Annotated in this window: 9 protein-coding genes; all 9 read right to left on the reverse strand. The window is 44.2% G+C overall.

Translation table 11 applies throughout. From position 1 onward, the window contains the following. Positions 1-67 precede the first annotated feature (67 nt). Positions 68-2,236 (reverse strand): hypothetical protein, encoded by a 2,169-nt coding sequence (locus E0E36_RS24635; protein WP_130858171.1) that lies wholly within the window; start codon positions 2,234-2,236, stop codon positions 68-70. A gap of 181 nt (positions 2,237-2,417) precedes the next feature. Next, positions 2,418-5,816 (reverse strand): DUF4450 domain-containing protein, encoded by a 3,399-nt coding sequence (locus E0E36_RS24640; protein WP_130858172.1) that lies wholly within the window; start codon positions 5,814-5,816, stop codon positions 2,418-2,420. A 310-nt stretch (positions 5,817-6,126) separates the two neighbouring features. Beyond that, positions 6,127-7,506: a glycoside hydrolase family 28 protein gene (locus E0E36_RS24645; RefSeq protein WP_242627391.1), complete on the reverse strand. Its 1,380-nt coding sequence runs from the start codon at positions 7,504-7,506 to the stop codon at positions 6,127-6,129. 98 nt (positions 7,507-7,604) lie between these two features. Then, the gene (locus tag E0E36_RS24650; RefSeq protein ID WP_130858174.1) at positions 7,605-9,041 is read right to left on the reverse strand and encodes a pectate lyase family protein; all 1,437 of its coding nucleotides are present in this window, start codon (positions 9,039-9,041) and stop codon (positions 7,605-7,607) included. Positions 9,042-9,059: 18 nt separating this feature from the next. Further along, a complete protein-coding gene (locus tag E0E36_RS24655) occupies positions 9,060-10,142 on the reverse strand; it encodes a glycoside hydrolase family protein (protein ID WP_130858175.1) in 1,083 nt (360 codons plus the stop codon). Then, on the reverse strand, positions 10,129-11,403 hold the full coding sequence (locus tag E0E36_RS24660) for an oligogalacturonate lyase family protein (RefSeq protein ID WP_130858176.1): 1,275 nt from the start codon (positions 11,401-11,403) through the stop codon (positions 10,129-10,131). Before E0E36_RS24660 ends, E0E36_RS24655 begins: the two co-directional genes overlap by 14 nt. Positions 11,404-11,883: 480 nt before the next feature. After that, positions 11,884-13,389: a RagB/SusD family nutrient uptake outer membrane protein gene (locus tag E0E36_RS24665; protein WP_130858177.1), complete on the reverse strand. Its 1,506-nt coding sequence runs from the start codon at positions 13,387-13,389 to the stop codon at positions 11,884-11,886. Positions 13,390-13,447: 58 nt separating this feature from the next. Further along, positions 13,448-16,690, reverse strand: a complete 3,243-nt coding sequence (locus E0E36_RS24670) for a SusC/RagA family TonB-linked outer membrane protein (protein WP_130858178.1) — start codon at positions 16,688-16,690, stop codon at positions 13,448-13,450. Positions 16,691-17,331: 641 nt separating this feature from the next. Then, entirely contained in the window at positions 17,332-19,143 is a 1,812-nt protein-coding gene (locus E0E36_RS24675) for a RagB/SusD family nutrient uptake outer membrane protein (RefSeq protein WP_130858179.1), read from the reverse strand. Positions 19,144-19,152: the final 9 nt, after the last annotated feature.

The following is a 19,152-nucleotide window of genomic DNA, read 5'->3' on the forward strand; positions in this document are numbered from 1 at the left end:
TACTTATAAATAATGCCGTTAAAAACGAACTAATGATGGAAAAAAGTAACCAAAACCGAAGAGCGAGCTAAGGCATTTTTTTAAATCCTTCCGCTTTCGCCTGCCACGAACCGTCTTTTGGAAATCCCGGAAGCTCGCCCTCGCTTCCATCCCATCCACCGGCCATCATGGCTATCGCTGCTAATACGCCTCCATTTCCAGGCAGATAAATACGTAATCTCCCATCTTGGTAGTTATGACCATTCCTAAGATATGTATTTGTTTGTATATCCATAAAGAGTGCATCAAGTGCTTTTTCGGGCAGGCCCAGGCGTGCTGCATTCATGGCAGTCATCGGGAAATCCCAGCCCCAAGTATCGGCCCACGACCAGGTCTTCCAAACCGTATCCAAGGTACTTTTCATCACGTTCTTATCTAGTTTGGGTGATTCAGGAACCATGCCTAAAGCGCCCAGCACGGCAGGATGATCCGTCCGCCATTTTGGGTTGGTATAAGAATCCGTTGCGCTCTCAGTTGCTAAGTAAACACCTCCTTGAACCGGCAGTGCTGCCAACTTCTGAATCACCTCATTCCATTTTTCATTGGGTTCCATGCCTGCCCGTTTGCGCCATTGTTGTGCAATGCGCAAGGCCCAATCCCAATAGGCAACCTCATAGGTTGGATTGAAAGTTTCAGCCGCTTTAAAAACCTCTTGTGCCGGAATTACGCCTTTACCTAAATTATAACGGGCTTTTACTTTATCGTAAGTCGGAAATGACGCCATAAAGTCGGCCGTTTCAAAAACCAGGTCTTTATATTTATCAATGACTTTGGGGTCTTCCTTATCCCGATAGGCCAGTTCCGCCAAATAAATAAAATGCGGCTGTTGCCAAATAAGAAACGCGGCCACGGAAGAAGGACTTTCATTGCCTTCGTTGTCTGACATTTTTTGCCATCTGGCACCCTCATATCCCTGACGTTTGGCAATTGCTCTTGCCTTCTCCACCGTATTAGCATAATAGCCGAGGCTTTTTTCCATCAGGTCTACACGACCCCAAAGTGCAAAATGCACAGCATGCCACCAGTGCATCTCCGTATGTGGTTTACCGAACCAACTGTTGAATGTCAGACCCGTCTCTTGCGGTGGATAATGTCCCGCACACTGTACCTTCGTTAAGTACTGCGACAACACCACGCGTCGCTCAAGTTCTTTCGCCCGTGGATCTTTACTCCCGGCAAAATCAATAGCTGCCCCCCGGTTCCAGAAGTCGGCCCAAGCTTTTGTGCTGCTAGCCAAAGTCTCATCGTATAAAGACAGCTTTCCCTCCATCTTTTTTTGCGAAAAGGCAGCACTGAACTCCAACAGATCCGTGTTTCTTCCCGGTTGAAAAACAAAATAATGATCTTCTTTACCTTTGTTGAGCTTACCTTCGGTAAAAGTAAGGCTAGTTTCATAACGCGTTCCCTGGAGCTGATGACTAATATTGGCAAAATGTGTATCGCTTACTTCGATTTTAGTTTGGTGCAGCTCGGGGTGCTCCCAAAAGGTTCCCTCATCCAAAAACTCCGCTGTTGGGTAAGGATAGCGTATATAGATTGCCAAGCGCCCTTCCTTAATTAAAGGCGATTGCACTTTAACTGCCAGCTGATCCTGCTCTTGATGGCCGGCGGTATACACCTCAACCGGCTCGCCTTCCACTTGGAATGAACTATGAATTTCACCTGTCCATAAATTCAGTTCCTGGTGAATATGCGTTAAATCTTTTGCTTCTGCGCGTTGACCATTTTTTTTGTACAATTCAAAACCAATATTTCCCAATTGAAGTCGATGCGCATTCTCACGAAACCAATCAGTGGCTTCTTTATTTCGTTGAGGTTCCTTCCATTGTACACTATATTTGGCATCTCTTCCTTCGTTGTTAAAGTCGTAGCTCTTCAATGTTTCTTCAAAGCGGAAGTTTTTTTCGTTTTTAAAGCTATCCCACGCCCATTCCGATTGCGTTCCCAAGGCCACTCCCTTTTCGTACAATAAAGGAAAAGTCTGCAAGCCTGTCACATCAACTGTAAATGCAAATTCTCCATTACCCACGGTTAAAGAGCTCAATGAATCAATAGACTCATTAACAACATTATGCCGGGTTACTACGGCTTTTCGATCAATAGAATCGTTCTTCTTCGTTTGCTTTTGATTACAGGAGAGTATTCCAATCAAACAGCAAGTTAATATCGATAAATAATGTCTTTTCTTGTATATCATATTTGTTATTGGTTATTTGTTACTAGTTATTCGTACTGACTACTTAACCATTAGGCTATTTAACTACTTACAAGGCAGTAAGCTTTAAGCGCACCTGCCTACGTTACTACATTGGCTAATTGACTAACCGAGCGTAGCGAGCTCATAAATACCTTTAAAGTGAACACGAATGAATAATTCCCTACTCAACAACTTCTAGTGTCATTCCCATCAAGCCTATTACTACATCATTGGCTATCGCTCGCAATTCAAGTGTCTTCAGTTCCTTCGTCGGATCGAGCGAGAAGTCCAATAGCGTGGCGGCGCCACCGTCGATTGCCCGCTTCGTAAATCCCTTGATTTCATCATAACTTCCTTCCCCTCCGCGTACGAACCGGCCGGTTTTCAAATGCAACCGATAGGGTTTTTCCTTCAGTAGGGAAAAAGCATAACCATCATCCTCATAATCCTGCTCGATCGGCCACCAATTATCGGGATTTCGGAGTTCCAGCTTTTCTTTGGTCCCGTCCGCGTAAACAATAGTCACTAGGCCATTGATGAACTGGCTCTGCATGGGGTTGGTGGTGCCGGCCATTAGCAAATAAACATGCGAGGCTTTGCCTGTTAGGGCAAGGGTCTTCTTTGTTGGGTAGTTGTCCCACTGCGAGGTAAACAGGATATCGTTTCCATCAACCGATAATTTTATTGGTACACCATTTGGCAAGCGTATATGACCCTGTGCCTTCGCTAACCGTTTGGTCCCTTGATCATCTAAAACAGGTTCAATCAAGGGATAGCACCAATTACCGATACCTTGCCAAGGTAGTTGTAAGGTCGGCGCACCCGGTCGTGGACTTAAGTAACGTTGCTTAAACAATTCTGTTATTTTTCCGTTGAACTCCTTACTTAAGTCCAGCATTTCATATTTTCCTGTCCGTATAGCTGCTTTCTCCAGAGACGCGCTGCGACGATAAGCATCTTCAACGCGTACATCCACAGGCATCCACCATTGCGCATTCCCTTGTCTAAGCTTTACAAAGAACAATGATTTCCCCACTCGCTTGAAGGAAAACTTCCGTTTCTCATTTGAGGAATCCACCAATACTCGTTGTGGATCGTACACCTCTTCAAGCCGTGCTTCACGGATATCCAAGTTCAGATCCTGCCCCAAAACGACACTATTTTGATAGCCCAGTTCGGCTATTTCTTTATCAGCCCACTCGATCTCAATGTTGTAGCTTGCAGTCTTGGGTATCGACACCTGAAGTGTCGGCTGCCCCAGTGCTTCCTCTATCCATGTGCAGTTAACGTCTTTTCCATTCACCCTTACCTGCTTTACTGCCGCTTTTTTAGTGCGCAACAGCAATTTCAAGTTCATACTCCTTTGGTATCTTGGCGTGATTTCATAGTGATCAAGCAATCCCGAGCGCTTAAAAGAAAAACTTATATTGGGAACATCTAAATCCGCTTCATTCCACGATTGTGGTAAACCGGGACGTATAGTAAGCGTATCAACTAATGCATCCGGTAAAATGCCGAATAGCCCCTCCGTTAATGTGCGCGCTGCGACGCCGATCGGATCGGCAAAATCACGGTATAACTCGCCTCTTTGCGCATCATAGAAAGACAATTGCTGAAAATTACCCGGACTGGCACCTAAGTACATGCTTTCTATAAGGTTGCTTTTCCACAATCGAAAGGCATCTTCCGCTTTGCCTCCCTGCCAGTACGCAAGAGCCGTTTGTAGGTTTTCAGCAAGTGCCACATTGTTGATCGACCAAGTGTACGGTTGCCAATTTGTTGTAGACAACGTGTAAAGTTGCTGCTCCGATAGGCCGGCCGCCCGTATGGGGATATGGGGAATATGCTCGTCAACATAAGTTAACGACTGATAGCGCTGAAAGGGTGTAGCCATGCGGGTATCCAGCGCATGATAGATTGTCCACAATCCTGGTTGCTCGTGCCTTAAGCCCTCACCTAAGAGATCCTTATATTCGGCATACCAGCCTTTATCTTTTAACCACAAATACTTGTTTACTGCGTCCTTAATTTTAGCAGCCTCCTGTTTATAAGGGCTTGGATCTTCACCAACGATTGCGGCGAGTCGCGCCGCCATCTCAAAACCCCGATAATTATAGGCCGAGGTGTGCGTTACGCCACCACCACTATACTGCAGGGCATCGCTTGCCCAAATGGCGCAATACGCGTCGTATAGCCCATCACCGTCCTGATCAAAATTCCGTTTCTCCCATGCCAGGTGCCTTTTGATGACAGGCCAGCTAGCTTTTATAAAGGCGGTATCACCTGTATATTGAAAATGGTTATATAATTGGTCAAAAAACACCAAGTTCATATCATAGTGATGCGGTTTGGTATTATCATTGGGATTTCTAGAGATATATCCACTGGAGAACACGGTTGTGCCCATCTCTTCAAGCTGTCTTGCCAAATGCCGCGAGGTATCCGGTACCACTGGCCCCTTCTCAGGCTCCAGTACCTGAGAACGAAGGTAAGCTGAAAAATGCAATTTAGCGCGATCATGCCAGCCCAGCGGATCAGCCACATAAGCCCCTCGCCAGGCATTTAAGCGCATGCGCCAAGCCACGGCGCCGTGTAAGTAGGTTGGAAACTCCCATATGGCGTCCGCCGCAATCGCCAATGCACCACCCAGCGTGTTGATATAAGGATCGGGGGTTTTAAGCTTTACGCGCTCCGTTAAGCCCTTCCGTTTTTCTTCAGCCTGTTGAAAAACTACTTCCAATGGCGCCTGACTTTTTTCCCGTTGGATTGCTATATAAACCGGGTGTTCGTCTTTTAGCAGATATTGAGCACCCAACACCGGACGATCAATGGATGAACTTTCCCATAATTCAGGCAACTCCGTCAGCTTATCTGCATTTAGCAGCTTCAGGGACGGTTGTCCGGAAAAAGCACCGAACAATTCCTGCGTTTGCTTTTTCTTATTTAAAAAGTTCAAATGGAATCCGCGATTGTTTAGGGTAAACGTATTCGCTTCGCAATTCTGGGGCAATAAATAAAAGCTCGATTCCGGGTCGGCACCTATGTCGCCGGCACGACTGAAATTTTGCCCACTAGCTCCTCCATAGATGGCCCAAAGTTTAATTGAATGTGCGATATTTCTTCCCTCTACGCGAAGAATCAAACCTTCATTCTCCGCTTGTGCCAAAACTTGCACCGTCAATCGTCCATCACCTAACAGTGTATCTTTAATCCAGTAAATCATTGTCCCCGGACGATACCGAGTTTCAATATGATCCGCATCAATCAGTCTTTTATAGTTCTTACCATCGGTCAGCACAAATTGTAAGTTACCGCCCATGCCCGGCAAGTATAAAGCAAATTCAGGCAAATCGCCCGCTTCCACGCGAAAAGCCGTATTCGTGCCATACAAGGCGCGATTAAATCGCCGCCTCCCTTGCACCAACACAAAGTCTTCGCCCTCGGGTTTGTAATGTACCACTCGTTCTATACCGTGCCATAAAGGCTTATGGTCATTTTCCTGCGCGTAGGATGGATCGCTCGATAATATCATACTTATCGATATGATCATGCTCAGAAAAAATGTTCTTTTTTTTATCATAACCAATTATTTACTTTCTTTCTCCGCGAAAGAAAGTAACAAAGAAAGCTCTCGGCTGAAAATGTTCTTTGAGCCTCTATGCCGTTACATAGCTTGTGCTACCCGAACCTTTTGAGGCCGATCTTTATTTATATGAAAGTTAATTCCTTCGACGATTCCCTATATTTTAACCAACAACAAAGTATCAAATAAAATTCAAACACTCATTCCATATGGCCATTCGGGCCTACACGCTAAACCTTTGAGCGGCTGAATGAAGATCGCTTTACGCTAAACGAATAACCAATAACGAATAACGAATAACCAATAACTAATTAACTCCTTTTGGCGCCTCCATCACCCTTCCATTGATCTTCACATCCTCAAAGACAAGGTTCTTAACATGGTCGACCTTAAAGGGTTCTTTAATTCCTTTTAAATTGCAATTAATCATTCGCAGATTCGTTACCGGCGACTGCTGATAGGCTGCAACCATCAGCGCGTATTGCCCACCTTTTTCGACGTTCAGATTTTCTACCCAAATATTACGGATCGTAGGAATGTGATTCCCCGGTTTTTCATAAAACATATTGCACTTGACAGCGGCTTCTTTGAACGTGCCGACCTGTACATTTTTCATAAATACATTTTCAATGATCCCTCCACGGCTCGAGCTCGTCTTTATCCGCAAGACACGATCCAAGTTAGGACTATCCATTTCACAATTGATAGCATAAATGTTCTTAGCGCCTCCAGCAATCTCACTACCGATGACGACGCCACCATGCCCATCTTTCATCACACAATTCTCGATAATATGATTTTCTGCCGGGCGACCGATATTGCGGCCGTCTTCATCTCTTCCCGATTTAATGGCAATACAATCGTCGCCTGTATCGAAATAACAATCGCGTATCCATACATTTTTACAAGCTTCCGGATCGCAGCCATCGTTATTGGGCCCATGACTAATCACTTTTACCTTTTCAATCAGTACATTTTCGCACAATACGGGATTAAGGTTCCACATGGGTGAGTTAATCAACTTCACATCCGCAATCCATACATTTTTACACTGATAGGGCTGTATAAAATTAGGTCGTAAATAATGCCCATCACCAAAAATCCGCTTTTTGGGATCTACTTCCTCATGCATCATCTCATGCAAAGCATTCCGCGCAGGAGTTTGCTTACCGAGCTCTTCTCGCCAACCGTATTTTTTAGCACCACACCACCACCACCAATAATCGTTATTGGCATTCCCATCCAGTATACCATTTCCGGTAATGGCAATATTCTCCTCCCCATAAGCATAGATAAACGAGGCATAGTTCATACATTCCATCCCCTCCCAACGCGTGAAAACAATCGGATAATCCGAGCTATCCCGACTGAATATAATCGTGGCACTGTCCGCTAAGTGTAGATTTACATTACTTTTTAGGTATATTCCACCGGTGAGAAACTTTCCATAAGGAACAACGACCCTTCCTCCACCGCTTTTATGACAGGCTTCAATCGCTTTTTTGAAGGCTTCGGTATTTTTGGTTTGTCCGTCACCAACCGCACCAAAGTCCGTTATCAAAAAATCCCGTTCTAGGAAAACAGGCGCTTTAATCTGTCGCTTAAGCATTTCTATTTCCTGCTCCGGTTGCTTAGCGGAAGTCCATGCCTTCTCTTGCGCGTAACTATTAATTGACCAAGCTAACATAAAAATGAAAGATAAAAACCTGAATTGGAAAGATCGTTTTGATAAAAAAGAATACGTTTTGTTTAACTTGTTATACATGAATGAATCGTTTTTTGGCACTATCTCGATGTTGGTGTTAAAGCGTTAATATAAACTTCTATATTTAGGTATTGAGGGAAAGACGTATTAGTTTGTAGCGCATCGGTAGCGTCATTTGCATTGAGCCCTAAACGCTGCTCCCACACGTCAGGAATCCCGTCCTGATCGGTATCTTTCAATGCAGTGGCTTCGGGAAAAGATCCCAGCCCATCATTAGGTAAGGCTACATCAGATTCCGTATAAATATAGTTGCCCTGCTTTCCTTTTGAGCGCAACTCATTGATCATCGATAAATCGACTTCATCTCTGCTTGGCAAGGTAGCACCGGCATTATTCAATACATAATGATAAGCTTGTTCCGCGTTCATGCTCGGCGTTTTTGCCGGATAGGCGAAAGGCTGTTGTACAAAATTTGAATCCGCTAATCCTGGATATCCGATGGTGTCGAAGGGTACCAAGCTACCATCTAAAACGCCGTTCTTATTAGGATCGAAGTAATTTCCCGCGGCATGCAGATAAAAAGTTCCTGTACCACGTGAGAAAGGTGTGTTTTTTGGTGGCGTAAGTGGACCGGAAATAAAGTAATTATTGAGAATATTAACCTCAGAAATACCGGCCGATCCACCCATAATATAAGCATCCCCTGAAACGGTATGTCCCATTGGATTATCTAAATTTCCATAATTGTATACTACATTATTAACGAATTCATTATACCCTTTTACTTTAGGGTTGCGGGTTTTATTGCTGTGATAAAGGGTCTTTAGCATACTAATTTTTCCATTCACCGTTTGAATCAGACCGCCTGCCGAGTGATTATGCCGATGCAGGCCTTGTCCGATGATGGAATTCTGTATAGTTATGCTATCGGGTTCATTTCCTTTATTATCCCAGTTAATGGAGAAGACCTCATCCTGCCCCCAAGAAAACGATACATGATCAAAAATCATATTTTTACCATTAGCTACGCCTGAAGCATCATCATTGCGCGATGCACCTCCATTCACTCCCAGCCTAATTCTCATATAGCGGGTAATGGAATTGTTTGCTCCGGTAAAGGTGACTTTACGACCATAGAGTACAACGCCCTTACCGGGAGCCGTTTGTCCGGCAATAGTTGTATTCGCTGCGACACTTAAATTAGATTGCAAACGAATGATGCCACTTACCGCAAAAACGACAAATCGACCCGGCTGACTCACTGCATCACGAAATGACCCGGGGCCATTATCATTCAGATTAGTGACTATATAGACCGAAGGATTAGCGGCTCCACGAGCACCCTGTGCAAAGCGGCCAAAGCCCTCTGCTCCCGGGAAAGCAATAACTCGCCCATTTTCCATATAAGGATGGTTGTTGTCTGATTGTGGTAATTTAGAACAGGCCCCTAGCAATGCGGCCATTCCTAAAAAGCCGGCAAGCCAGCGATTTTTTTGTAAAAGAATAGTTTTCATCATAATTCAGGATTTTATTGGTTATACCTCACATTTAAAAATAAAAGCACTGGATGTTTGATACTTTCCGCCTTGCGAGGCGCCAAAAAGCCACGCCGGTTGATCATCCTCCAATAAAAGCATGGGTCGCTCTAAGCGGCCGTATCGCTTCAAGTGTGCGGGGGCTGGTGGTTCTTGTACATAATGACTCAATGGCTGAAAAGCTATTTGTGGTTCTGACCAATGCAATCCATCATCAGACTCCATAATCAGTCCTACTTCATGGTTAAAGACACCCATGTCGCGCGCAATCATTTTGAACTTGTCCCCTTCACGCCAAACAAAGGCATCCTCAAACTGGCGATTAGCTCCCTTTGCTGAAAAATCAATAACCGGATTATGGACATACTTCTCATACGGACCTTCCGGCTTATCGGCGAAGGCTACGCCATATTTTCTGTTTCCCCGGATCGGTCCCTTTGTTGTTTCATAGTCGTGGGTATTCCATGACTTGTAGTAGAGCCAATTTCTGCCATCTTTTCCTCTTACCCAAGCTGGGTTTGTGGTGCAATGATCATCCCATGCGCCCGCTGCACCCGGCAAGAGAATAGGCGCATCGGTGCGTGTCCATGGACCGTCGAGGGAAGAGGATGTGGCTAAACCAATGCGCTTTGTATTGGTTTTACCATTAGAGTTTCCCATATAAAAAAGATAATAAGTGTTACCTATTTTCTTTATCAGTGGGTTATGACAAGTCGTGGCGTCCCAAAACCCGGTGCCACGCGGGGCTAATACCGTTTCGAGTACCTCAAATGGCTTGTCAGGAGCGTCTGCTACCGCATGAGCGACTTCAGAGCCTTTGATCCATCCGCTCATTCCCAGATCTGCCTTCCATCGTGAGAAAAACACATGCGTTTTGCCATCCGGAGCTTCAATTGGGCTATTGCACCATACATAGTAACCGGGCAATTCCAAAGCCCTACCAACTGGCTTCAACTTTTTGCAAAAATCTGATATTGGGGCATCATCTTTGGTTCGCGCATGGAGCATTCTTCCCCCTTGCACCCACAGTGCCGCCAAAGAAAAGGATAAGGTGTGGATGAATTTCTTTCTATTGACTGTCATTAGTTCTTCGCTTTTCTATCTCAACTGCATATATACCTTCAAAGCCCTCAAAATTTGCCCGAAATATAATCCATTTCCCATCTGGTGAATAATGCACATTCGGTTCCAACTTATAATTATGATGTTTCATATTGACCAAGCGCTCCGCCTCAAAATGATCACCTTGAGGTTTAAAAAGATAAATATATTGTCCGTCCGGTGCTTTAGCTACCGACCCTGGATCGCCGCCATCGCCAGCAAAGGTTTTATCATCAACTGCGGAGGTGTAGTGAACAGACCATTCGTTTCGTTGCAATTGGTATTTTATCTCCTTTCCGGTTTTAAGATCCGTACCACTTACAAAAAATGTTTGACCGCGAGGCAATTGCAGATCGTACCATATGTAGTTGCCGTTCTTACTGAACCATTCATGGCCCGCAATTTCCATATCCATGCTACGTTTATGAATGAGTTTGGGCGTAGCTTTTGTTTTTACGTTAATGGTCCAGATCCGATCGACCTTATGCCAAGGGCCTTCGTGACAGAACATTAATAAGTTGGGATCTGTAGGAGAAAATTGTACATGATTTAACCAGGCGCTATCCGTAAATATCTTTTGCAGTTGTCTTGTTTTGATATCGATGGTAAATAATGTTCTCGGTAATCTTGCTTCATAAATGCGATTGAAATACTGGCTCTTTTCCGGATAGCGTTTTGAAATTTCTTTCTCTTCCTCCGTGGCATAGGCTCCGCCTAGTAGGGAAGCATCAGCATTGATCGTTGTAATCGAGGCCTTGAAATCTGCCGGAAATACAAAGATCAGTTCCTTTTTACCTGTTTTTACCGCTACGCTGAATACGCTATCCTGACATTGATAATATACTTTCCCGCTTTTTGCATGCACGATTTCCCCTTGGATTTTTCCGGATTCTTGCGTTAACCGGCGAACTTTCAAGTTTTCTAAATTAACTACATAAAGCTGCTTGTCTTTCACATTAAGGTTATAAATTTCTTGTGCCTTATTCTTTAGCTCTCCGGTATAACTTTCTTTCTGTCGCTCATTACTTCCGTAAAAAACCATCTCATTTCCTACAAAAGGATTGTTATGAAAATAGAAGCTCAAATTGATTCCCTGCCTCCGCACCAAACGCATCACCCGATGATGTGTTACGTTGTCGACCCATTCATCCGGCATTTCCTTTCCGCCGGTTTCCAATAATGGTTGCGCAGGTAGGATCGCTACCTGCAGCAGAGCAAAGAAAAACAATAAATGCTTTTTCATACCTTTTGAGTTCTAAGTAATAAGTTATACGTTATAAGTATCCCTTATGTTAACACATGTATGTAAGTCACAAGTGGCTCACATTAGCTAATTAATATACCCTGTCGAAGGACGATTTGTCACCTATAATACACACACACAGGCCGTTGGTTAAACCAAACTTAAAGTTATACGCTATAAGTATCCCTTATGTTAACACATGTATGTAAGTCACAAGTGGCTCACATTAGCTAATTAATATACCCTGTCGAAGGACGATTTGTCACCTATAATCCACACACACAGGCCGTTGGTTAAACCAAACTTAAAGTTATACGCTATAAGTATCCCTTATGTTAACACATGTATGTAAGTCACAAGTGGCTCACATTAGCTAATTAATATACCTTGTCGAGTGACGATTTGTCACCTATAATTCGCCTACACCGGTCGTTGGATAAGCTGAGCTTAAAACCTACCACTTATGACTTACAACTCCCATTAATACCCTCCATTCTGCGTATACACCCCTGGCTTCGCATCCAATTCGGCTTGCGGAATGGGATAAAGTGTATAATTTAATTGAAAGGGATCAATACGTGACTGAACGTCCTCTTTTTCAATCCAGCTACTCATGACCGATTCCGCTAGACCACTTCGAATCAAGTCGTGCCACCTTGATCCTTCGGCAGCAAATTCTTTTCGTCTTTCCTCCATCAAACCGGCAAGGTCTACCTGACTCCTAGGCGCTAAACCCGCTCTTGCACGAACCCGATTGACCACCTGATCTACCTCCGCTTGTGATCCGGAAGCACCATGCAGTGTACATTCAGCCCTTAACATTAAGATGTCGGTAAAACGCCAAACAATGAAATTAATGGGCCAGTCTTCGCGATTATTCGGCACACGGGATAAATCAATATATTTTTTAAAGAATGATCTGGTTTCCGCCACCCCATTATAAACGTATCCTGTTTGAATAGAAAAGGCCTTTCGAACATCGCCTGACTCATACGAATTCAACAAATCATTCGATACCGGACGAATGGTCAAACCGCCCTGATTGGGATGTCCATTGGCATTAAACCATGTGTCAGGAGCTAACAGCCACGCAAAAGTGGCTCCTGCTACCGGATTTTGCCCTGTGATATACTGAACATCAAATACCACTTCGGCATTGTTTTCATTATCGTAAGAAAAAATGGAAGCATAGGCATTGTTACCCTCCAAAAATTGGTATTCACCCGAACCGATCACCTCATCCAATAAAGCAGCTGCCTCTTGCCAATTGTTAGTAGCTAAGCCAGACCCATTTACACCTAAATTAGGGCCCGAGCGGGTCATATATACCAAAGCTAAGAGCGTTTGCGCCGCCGCATTGGTGACGCGACCGCGATCAACTCCTGCATACTCACTTTTCGAGGGCAAAAGAGGAATTGCCGTTTGCAGATCCGCAATAATAAAGTCGTAAATTGCAGCAATATCACTTTGTGGAATGGTAGCTGCTTCACTTGCTGTAATAACGCGATCGACGATCGGGACCCGCCCAAACCAACGCAAGAGATCAAAATAGAAGAAGGCGCGCAAGAAGCGGGCTTCACCTTGTAAGCGACCTCTCAAATTTTCGTCGGTTACTATGTGCCCATTTTTATCTAGTTGTTCAAGTAAGACGTTCGCACGGTTAACACCATTGTAGTTGGTTAACCAAGCTTCCGCGATATACGGATTCGCTGCCAGATTGCGGTGAAATCCGTTGATGCCTTCCCAATCACGCACACCTCCATCTGATACAGCATATAAATTATCAGAACGTGTTTCCGATAAATTTAATTGTCGGTCCGGATAGCCGCGCAAAGCAGCATATATGGCATTTGCTCCCTGAATAAAATCATTGGGAATTGCATAGAAAGTTTCTGTCGTAGGATCAGAAATAGGTTGTTGATCGAGCTCCTTCTCACAACCTGTAAGAACCGCAAGGACCAATAGCACTAAAAAAATCTTGTTCATCACTTTATATCTTTAATAATGATCATCACTATGTATGTTGTCTGACGAGGACTTATCGTTAAAACGTTACGTTCAATCCGAAGATCAACGATTTCGGAATCGGTAGACCGCCATAATCACCCGCTTCCGGAAACTGCGTGCTACCACTTAAGTTCGTGTTCGTTGCTTCTGGGTTAAAACCACCTTTGTATTTATCATGACCAAAGAAATTCTCAGCCGTAACAAATATGCGCGCACCTTGGAAAGTTGTCTTCGGAATGATCCGTCCCAAATCGTAACCCAATGTGATATTCCGTACCCGAATGTAGTCGGAAGGATAGTACCAATCCGTATTTTTGATTCGGCCGAAAGTTCCGGTTGTCTTTCCTACTTCACCGGCCCCCGGGTCCTCCGGTGAGCGCCAGCGATCGCGCCAGCTGCCCAGCACATTATCCACAATACCGGTTCCGGTCCGGTTAACAGCCCGACCAAATAAAGAGTAGATACCACCGCCCCACTGGCCTTGTACGAGTACACTCAAATCGAAGCCCTTATATCGGAAGGTATTGGTAATACCCCATGTATATTTTGGATTAGGCTGACCTACAATAACACGGTCGTTCTCATTAATGATGCCATCACCGTTGGCATCAAAATATTTCGGATCACCCGCTGTTTGATTTCCATACAAAGCCGCTCCGTTGTCAATGTCGGCCTGCGATAGAATACCCTCTTGCCGAACCACATAAATGCTGTACATCGGGTCGCCCACGCGTAAAATACTATGTGAGATATCAAAAGAAGATGGGATCAGGATTTGCGACTGCCCGTTAGGTAATGAAGTCAGCTTATTGCTGTTATGACTCAAGTTAAAAGAAGTACTCCATTGAAATGCATCCGCCGTCCCTGTAATATTTTGGCTGTTGATTTCCAATTCCCATCCTCTGTTACGTACGCTTCCTGCATTATCCAGGGAAGACGCAAAGCCCGTGATTTGCGACACCGGCACGTTCAAGAGCAGTCCGGTACTCTTACGATCATAGTAATCGATTGTAGCGGTAATACGGTTATTAATGAACCCTAAATCAAGTCCGACATCAAATGTATTCGACTTTTCCCAAGTTAAATCGGGGTTCACGATACCATTAGGAGCTAATCCTGTAACCAGCTGCCCACCTAAAGAGTAGGCATAGTTTCCGAGGACCGACAGGCTACTATAGTCGCCAATGTTGTAGTTCCCCGACTTACCCCAGCTGGCACGCAATTTAAGATCACTCAATGTTCCCTTAATACTTTGCATAAAATCTTCCTGCGACACACGCCAGCCTATAGACGCAGAAGGGAACCAGCCCCATTTGGTATTTGCACCAAAGCGAGATGAACCATCTCGTCTAGCCGACACGCTCAGTAAGTACTTATCTTGATACGCGTATTGCAAACGTCCGAAATAGGAGAGTAAGACATTCTTGGTTTCCGTTGTATTACCCGTCACGCCCAATGCATAATTCAAGGTCGTAATGGTACTACTTCCATAGCCGTTTTGGGATGACATGGTTGCATTATCCAGTTTATCGGAGTTATAAGAAAAACCCAAAAGCGCAGAGATGCTGTGGTCATTGGCAATCGTCTTATTATAATTCAACGTATTTTCATTAACCAGTGTTTGTCTTCTGAAAGTACTATACGTTCCGGAAGTACGTTTGGTTAAATCCGATTGCCTATTCGGTAAACTACCGGTAATCGTAAAAGGAATATAACGCTTAAAGGTATTATCCACATGGTCTAAATTGAGGGTTGTTTTGAAGTTCAGTCCATCAACAATCTCGTATTGACCAAATAAAGACCCGACTGTACGGAAGCGTTTGGTCACGGCCAAGGTTTGCTCTAATTTACCTACCGGACTGTTGGCCGAAGTACTCCAGCGGTATTGAGGGTTGTCACCAACATTAGGATATAGGCCGGCACTTGCTTCCTGTACCGGTGTAAATGAAACTAATTGATGCAGGATATTATCTTTTCCTTCCACACCCGGATCGTTATTAATCGAATAGGTGGGGGTTAAATTAATACCAAAAGTCAGTTTTTCATTAGCTTTCACCTCTACATTGGCACGCGCCGCATAGGAGGTAAAGTCCTGCTCTTTCACCATCCCTTGTTGTCCGTTGTAATTACCCGAAACATAATATTTAACCGCGTCGGTACCGCCACTAGCAGAAAGTTGGTAATTTTGCACTAAACCTTTACGGAAAGTTTCATCTTGCCAATCAATAATATTTAGTCCTGGATAACCCGGCTGTACCCAACGATCATCAATCATGTACCGTGTATCGACCTGATCAGCTGCTATGCCCAGAATAGCACGTCTTTCTTCCGTTGTTTGATCGGCCGTTCTACCCGAGCCGGAGGTGACCCATTGGTAATTGATCATTTCAATAGCACGATCTATCCACTCCGGACCACTTAACATATCAAGCTTTTTACTGCGCTCATTATAGCCTACGTAGGTATTTAAATTAATGGACGGCTTTCCAGACTTTCCTTTTTTAGTCGTGATAATAACCACTCCATTGGCTGCGCGGGAACCGTATATAGCTGCCGATGACGCATCCTTTAGCACTTGGATGGATTCGATATCATTCGGGTTGATATTATCCAATGGATTGCCGGTAGAATAGCCACCATTTTGATTAGGCGTTGCTCCCGATAGCGGGAAGCCGTCCAGAACGTACAGCGGTTCATTTCCGGCGGAGATTGAACCAACACCACGTACCTGGACACTCAAACCTTGCCCGGGATTCCCGGTAGTTTGTTTGACACGGACACCGGCCATTTGTCCAACCAAGGCCTGATCAACTCGTGGAAGTGGTCTTTCCGTTAATTTTTCAGTATTCATGGTTGCTACTGACCCAGTGATATTACCCCGTTTTTGTTGGCCATATCCTACCACGACAACTTCATCCAAACCTTGGCTATCTTGATCCAAGGTAACATTTACAACAGGCCCCGCAACGGTTACCTCTTTTGGTTTGTGTCCCACAAAGGAGAAAATCAAGATTTCATTTTTTGCGGCTTGAATAGCAAAATTTCCATTTGCATCTGTGCTAGTTCCTGCCTTCTTCCCCTTTACAAGCACCGATACGCCCGGTAAGGCTTGACCGTCCTGCGCACTTATTACTTTTCCCTTTACAGTTTCCTGTGCCCATAAGTGCACGGGAAAACTAAACAATAGCAGACACATGAAAAACCAGCTGATCCCTCGCTGTATTACAAGTGAGTGTACTTGCTGTCTCCGTGTCTGGTTCCGTTCTGATTCTTGGTTCATTTTAAACATGGTTAAATTGTTGGTTTTACTTCGGAGACGATAAAAAACTCCTTCAGTAAGCCTGTTGGTTGTGTATCTGCGTTTGTTTTCGAGTGAATTATTTACTCATTGGTTAGCATAGAGACCTATACCGGCGATTCTAGCTAATACAATATTAAAGAGCTCAATAAATGGATGCATCCTGTAGTGTCCTGTTTGCCGATAGGCCGAAGATCAAAAACAGCGTTAGAAGCCTATAAACGCATTTTTTAACTATGAGTTAAACTACGCAATCGTTTCCGGAATTGATGGGTTGATAAATAGTTAAGTAGTTGAGACGTTAAGTAGTTGAGACGTTGAGTAGTTGAGTAGGGAAGTAGTTAATTAGCCGATTGGTAAATTAGCCAATGAAGCATGGGCGTGGAGCAGAGAAATTGTTGAGTGGTTGAGTAGTTAATTAGCCAATTGATGAATTAGCTAATGTGATGATGGGGCCTGCGGGGGAGTAAAGAAATCAGTGAATTGTTGAATAATTGAGTAGGGAAGTAGTTTAGTAGTGATGACTGCCGGTAGGCAGGAATTATGAAGTGATAAATTTGGACCAGGGGATAGAGAGTAGGAAATTCCATTTAACTAGTTCCCTACTCCCTATTAACTACTCTCTAATAAAGCGGATGTTGCTGTCCTTGTAATCCCGGGTTGTCATCAATCGTTGTGGCATTTAATGGTAAAATTTCCACTTTATTTTTCTCGAGGCCTCGGAACAATCCTGTTATCCAAGCCGAGGTGGCATCGGTTCTATTCGCGTTAAAGAGCGAAACATTACCATGCATTTCAAGCAAGGTATAGCCTTGAGTGTTTAATTCCTGCTGCTCAGACGCTGTTGGAGCTTGCGAATAACCGATAAAAGGAACTGCGACGACTGGATCGAGGAAAGATTTAGCTTGCTCTTTTTTATAAGCTCGATATTTGTCAACATCGGCATATGGCCCTTCACCTTTTGCCAATTGGATGAGTTTCTGCTTCGTTTCACTAAGTGTTTCGTATAAAATACCCCACCTAGCCAAGTCGGTCCTGCGCCAGCCTTCAAAGCCGAGTTCTAATTTCCGCTCCGAAATAACGGCTTTTTTGAAGTCCTCATAACCACTCGGTGTTGCCCCCATTTTAGCTCGATCATTGTTAAAAGCTCTTGACCGTACCTTTTCGTACATTTCAACGGCAAGGGCTGTTGGACCATGGTTCAGTTCGTTTTCAGCTTCGGCATACATCAACAAGACATCCGAGTAACGCAGTACCGGCCAATTGATATCCCGTTTATTAATAGCTGTTCCAATTTCCGCTTTCCATGTCACCCGAAATTTACCGATGGTCATACCGGCATAGTTGTTCATCTGCCGGGTATTATCGCTCGCGATGCTATAATTACAAATCGCTACGTCCCTTCTGACATCACCCTCACTAAAATCGAAATAGTAAGTTGGCAAAGCTCCCATGGCCGGTTGAGCCTTACCGAACATGCAGTTCGTATGGGCAAACATTCCGTTTGTATAACTAATAGAACCATCATTACTATTCGCGCCATACTGACCATATTCAAGCATTGTCTCAACATTATATTGTCCATTTACCAAATCGCGGAATACCGTCTCATAAGCAATTAAATTATTTTCGCCACGATCTACAATGGCCTTGCAGGCGTCTCGAGCAATCTCGTACAGCTGTGTAATGCGATTGACATCGTCGCGTTGTGCTATCTTAACAGAACCTGGAGAATACGAATTCAGGTCCCAGCGCAATGAATAACCGGCAGCATACAACGCTACCCGGGCAAGCACTCCATAAGCAGCATTTTTAGTAAAACGCTCCGGCGTGGCCACCATCCCCTCCCCTTTCCAAGGTAACAGTTCGATCGCTTTTTGAAGATCCTCAATACACCCATCCAAGATGGTGTCGCGACTTACTCTTGACGAATTGAAGGTTCCTGCATCCACAACCGGAATTTTGGGATACGGAACATCTCCGAAGAAACGGACCACATTAAGTAGATTCATCGCCCGGATGGCATACGATTCACCTAAGAGCATATCCAGTTTGCGCTTTTCCTGCTCATTGGCGGCCTCCATTTGTGGCAGATTTTTAATACATACATTTGCGTACTCGACACCGGCATACATCGCTGTATAAGTAGAAGTAGGAATGTTGGAAGTATTATATACATAATTCGCTACCTGATTTTTTGAATTGGTTTCTCCTTCGGTAGAGAAACATTCGTCGGTTCCCATACCGAATTGATAATATAATTCACGATTGAAGGTGCTGCTATAGGCACCCAATACCGCCATTTCGGCCCGGGAGACGTTATCAAAAATAGTTTCACTATCGAATTCTTTTTCGGACGGCATCTCCAGCCATTTCTTACAGGAGCTGCAAAGAACAATTCCCAACAAAAAAATAAGTTTTATATTCATTTTCATGATTGACAA

The sequence above is a fragment of the Olivibacter jilunii genome (assembly GCF_900607235.1).
In the GTDB taxonomy this organism is placed as follows: Bacteria; Bacteroidota; Bacteroidia; order Sphingobacteriales; family Sphingobacteriaceae; genus Olivibacter; species Olivibacter oleidegradans.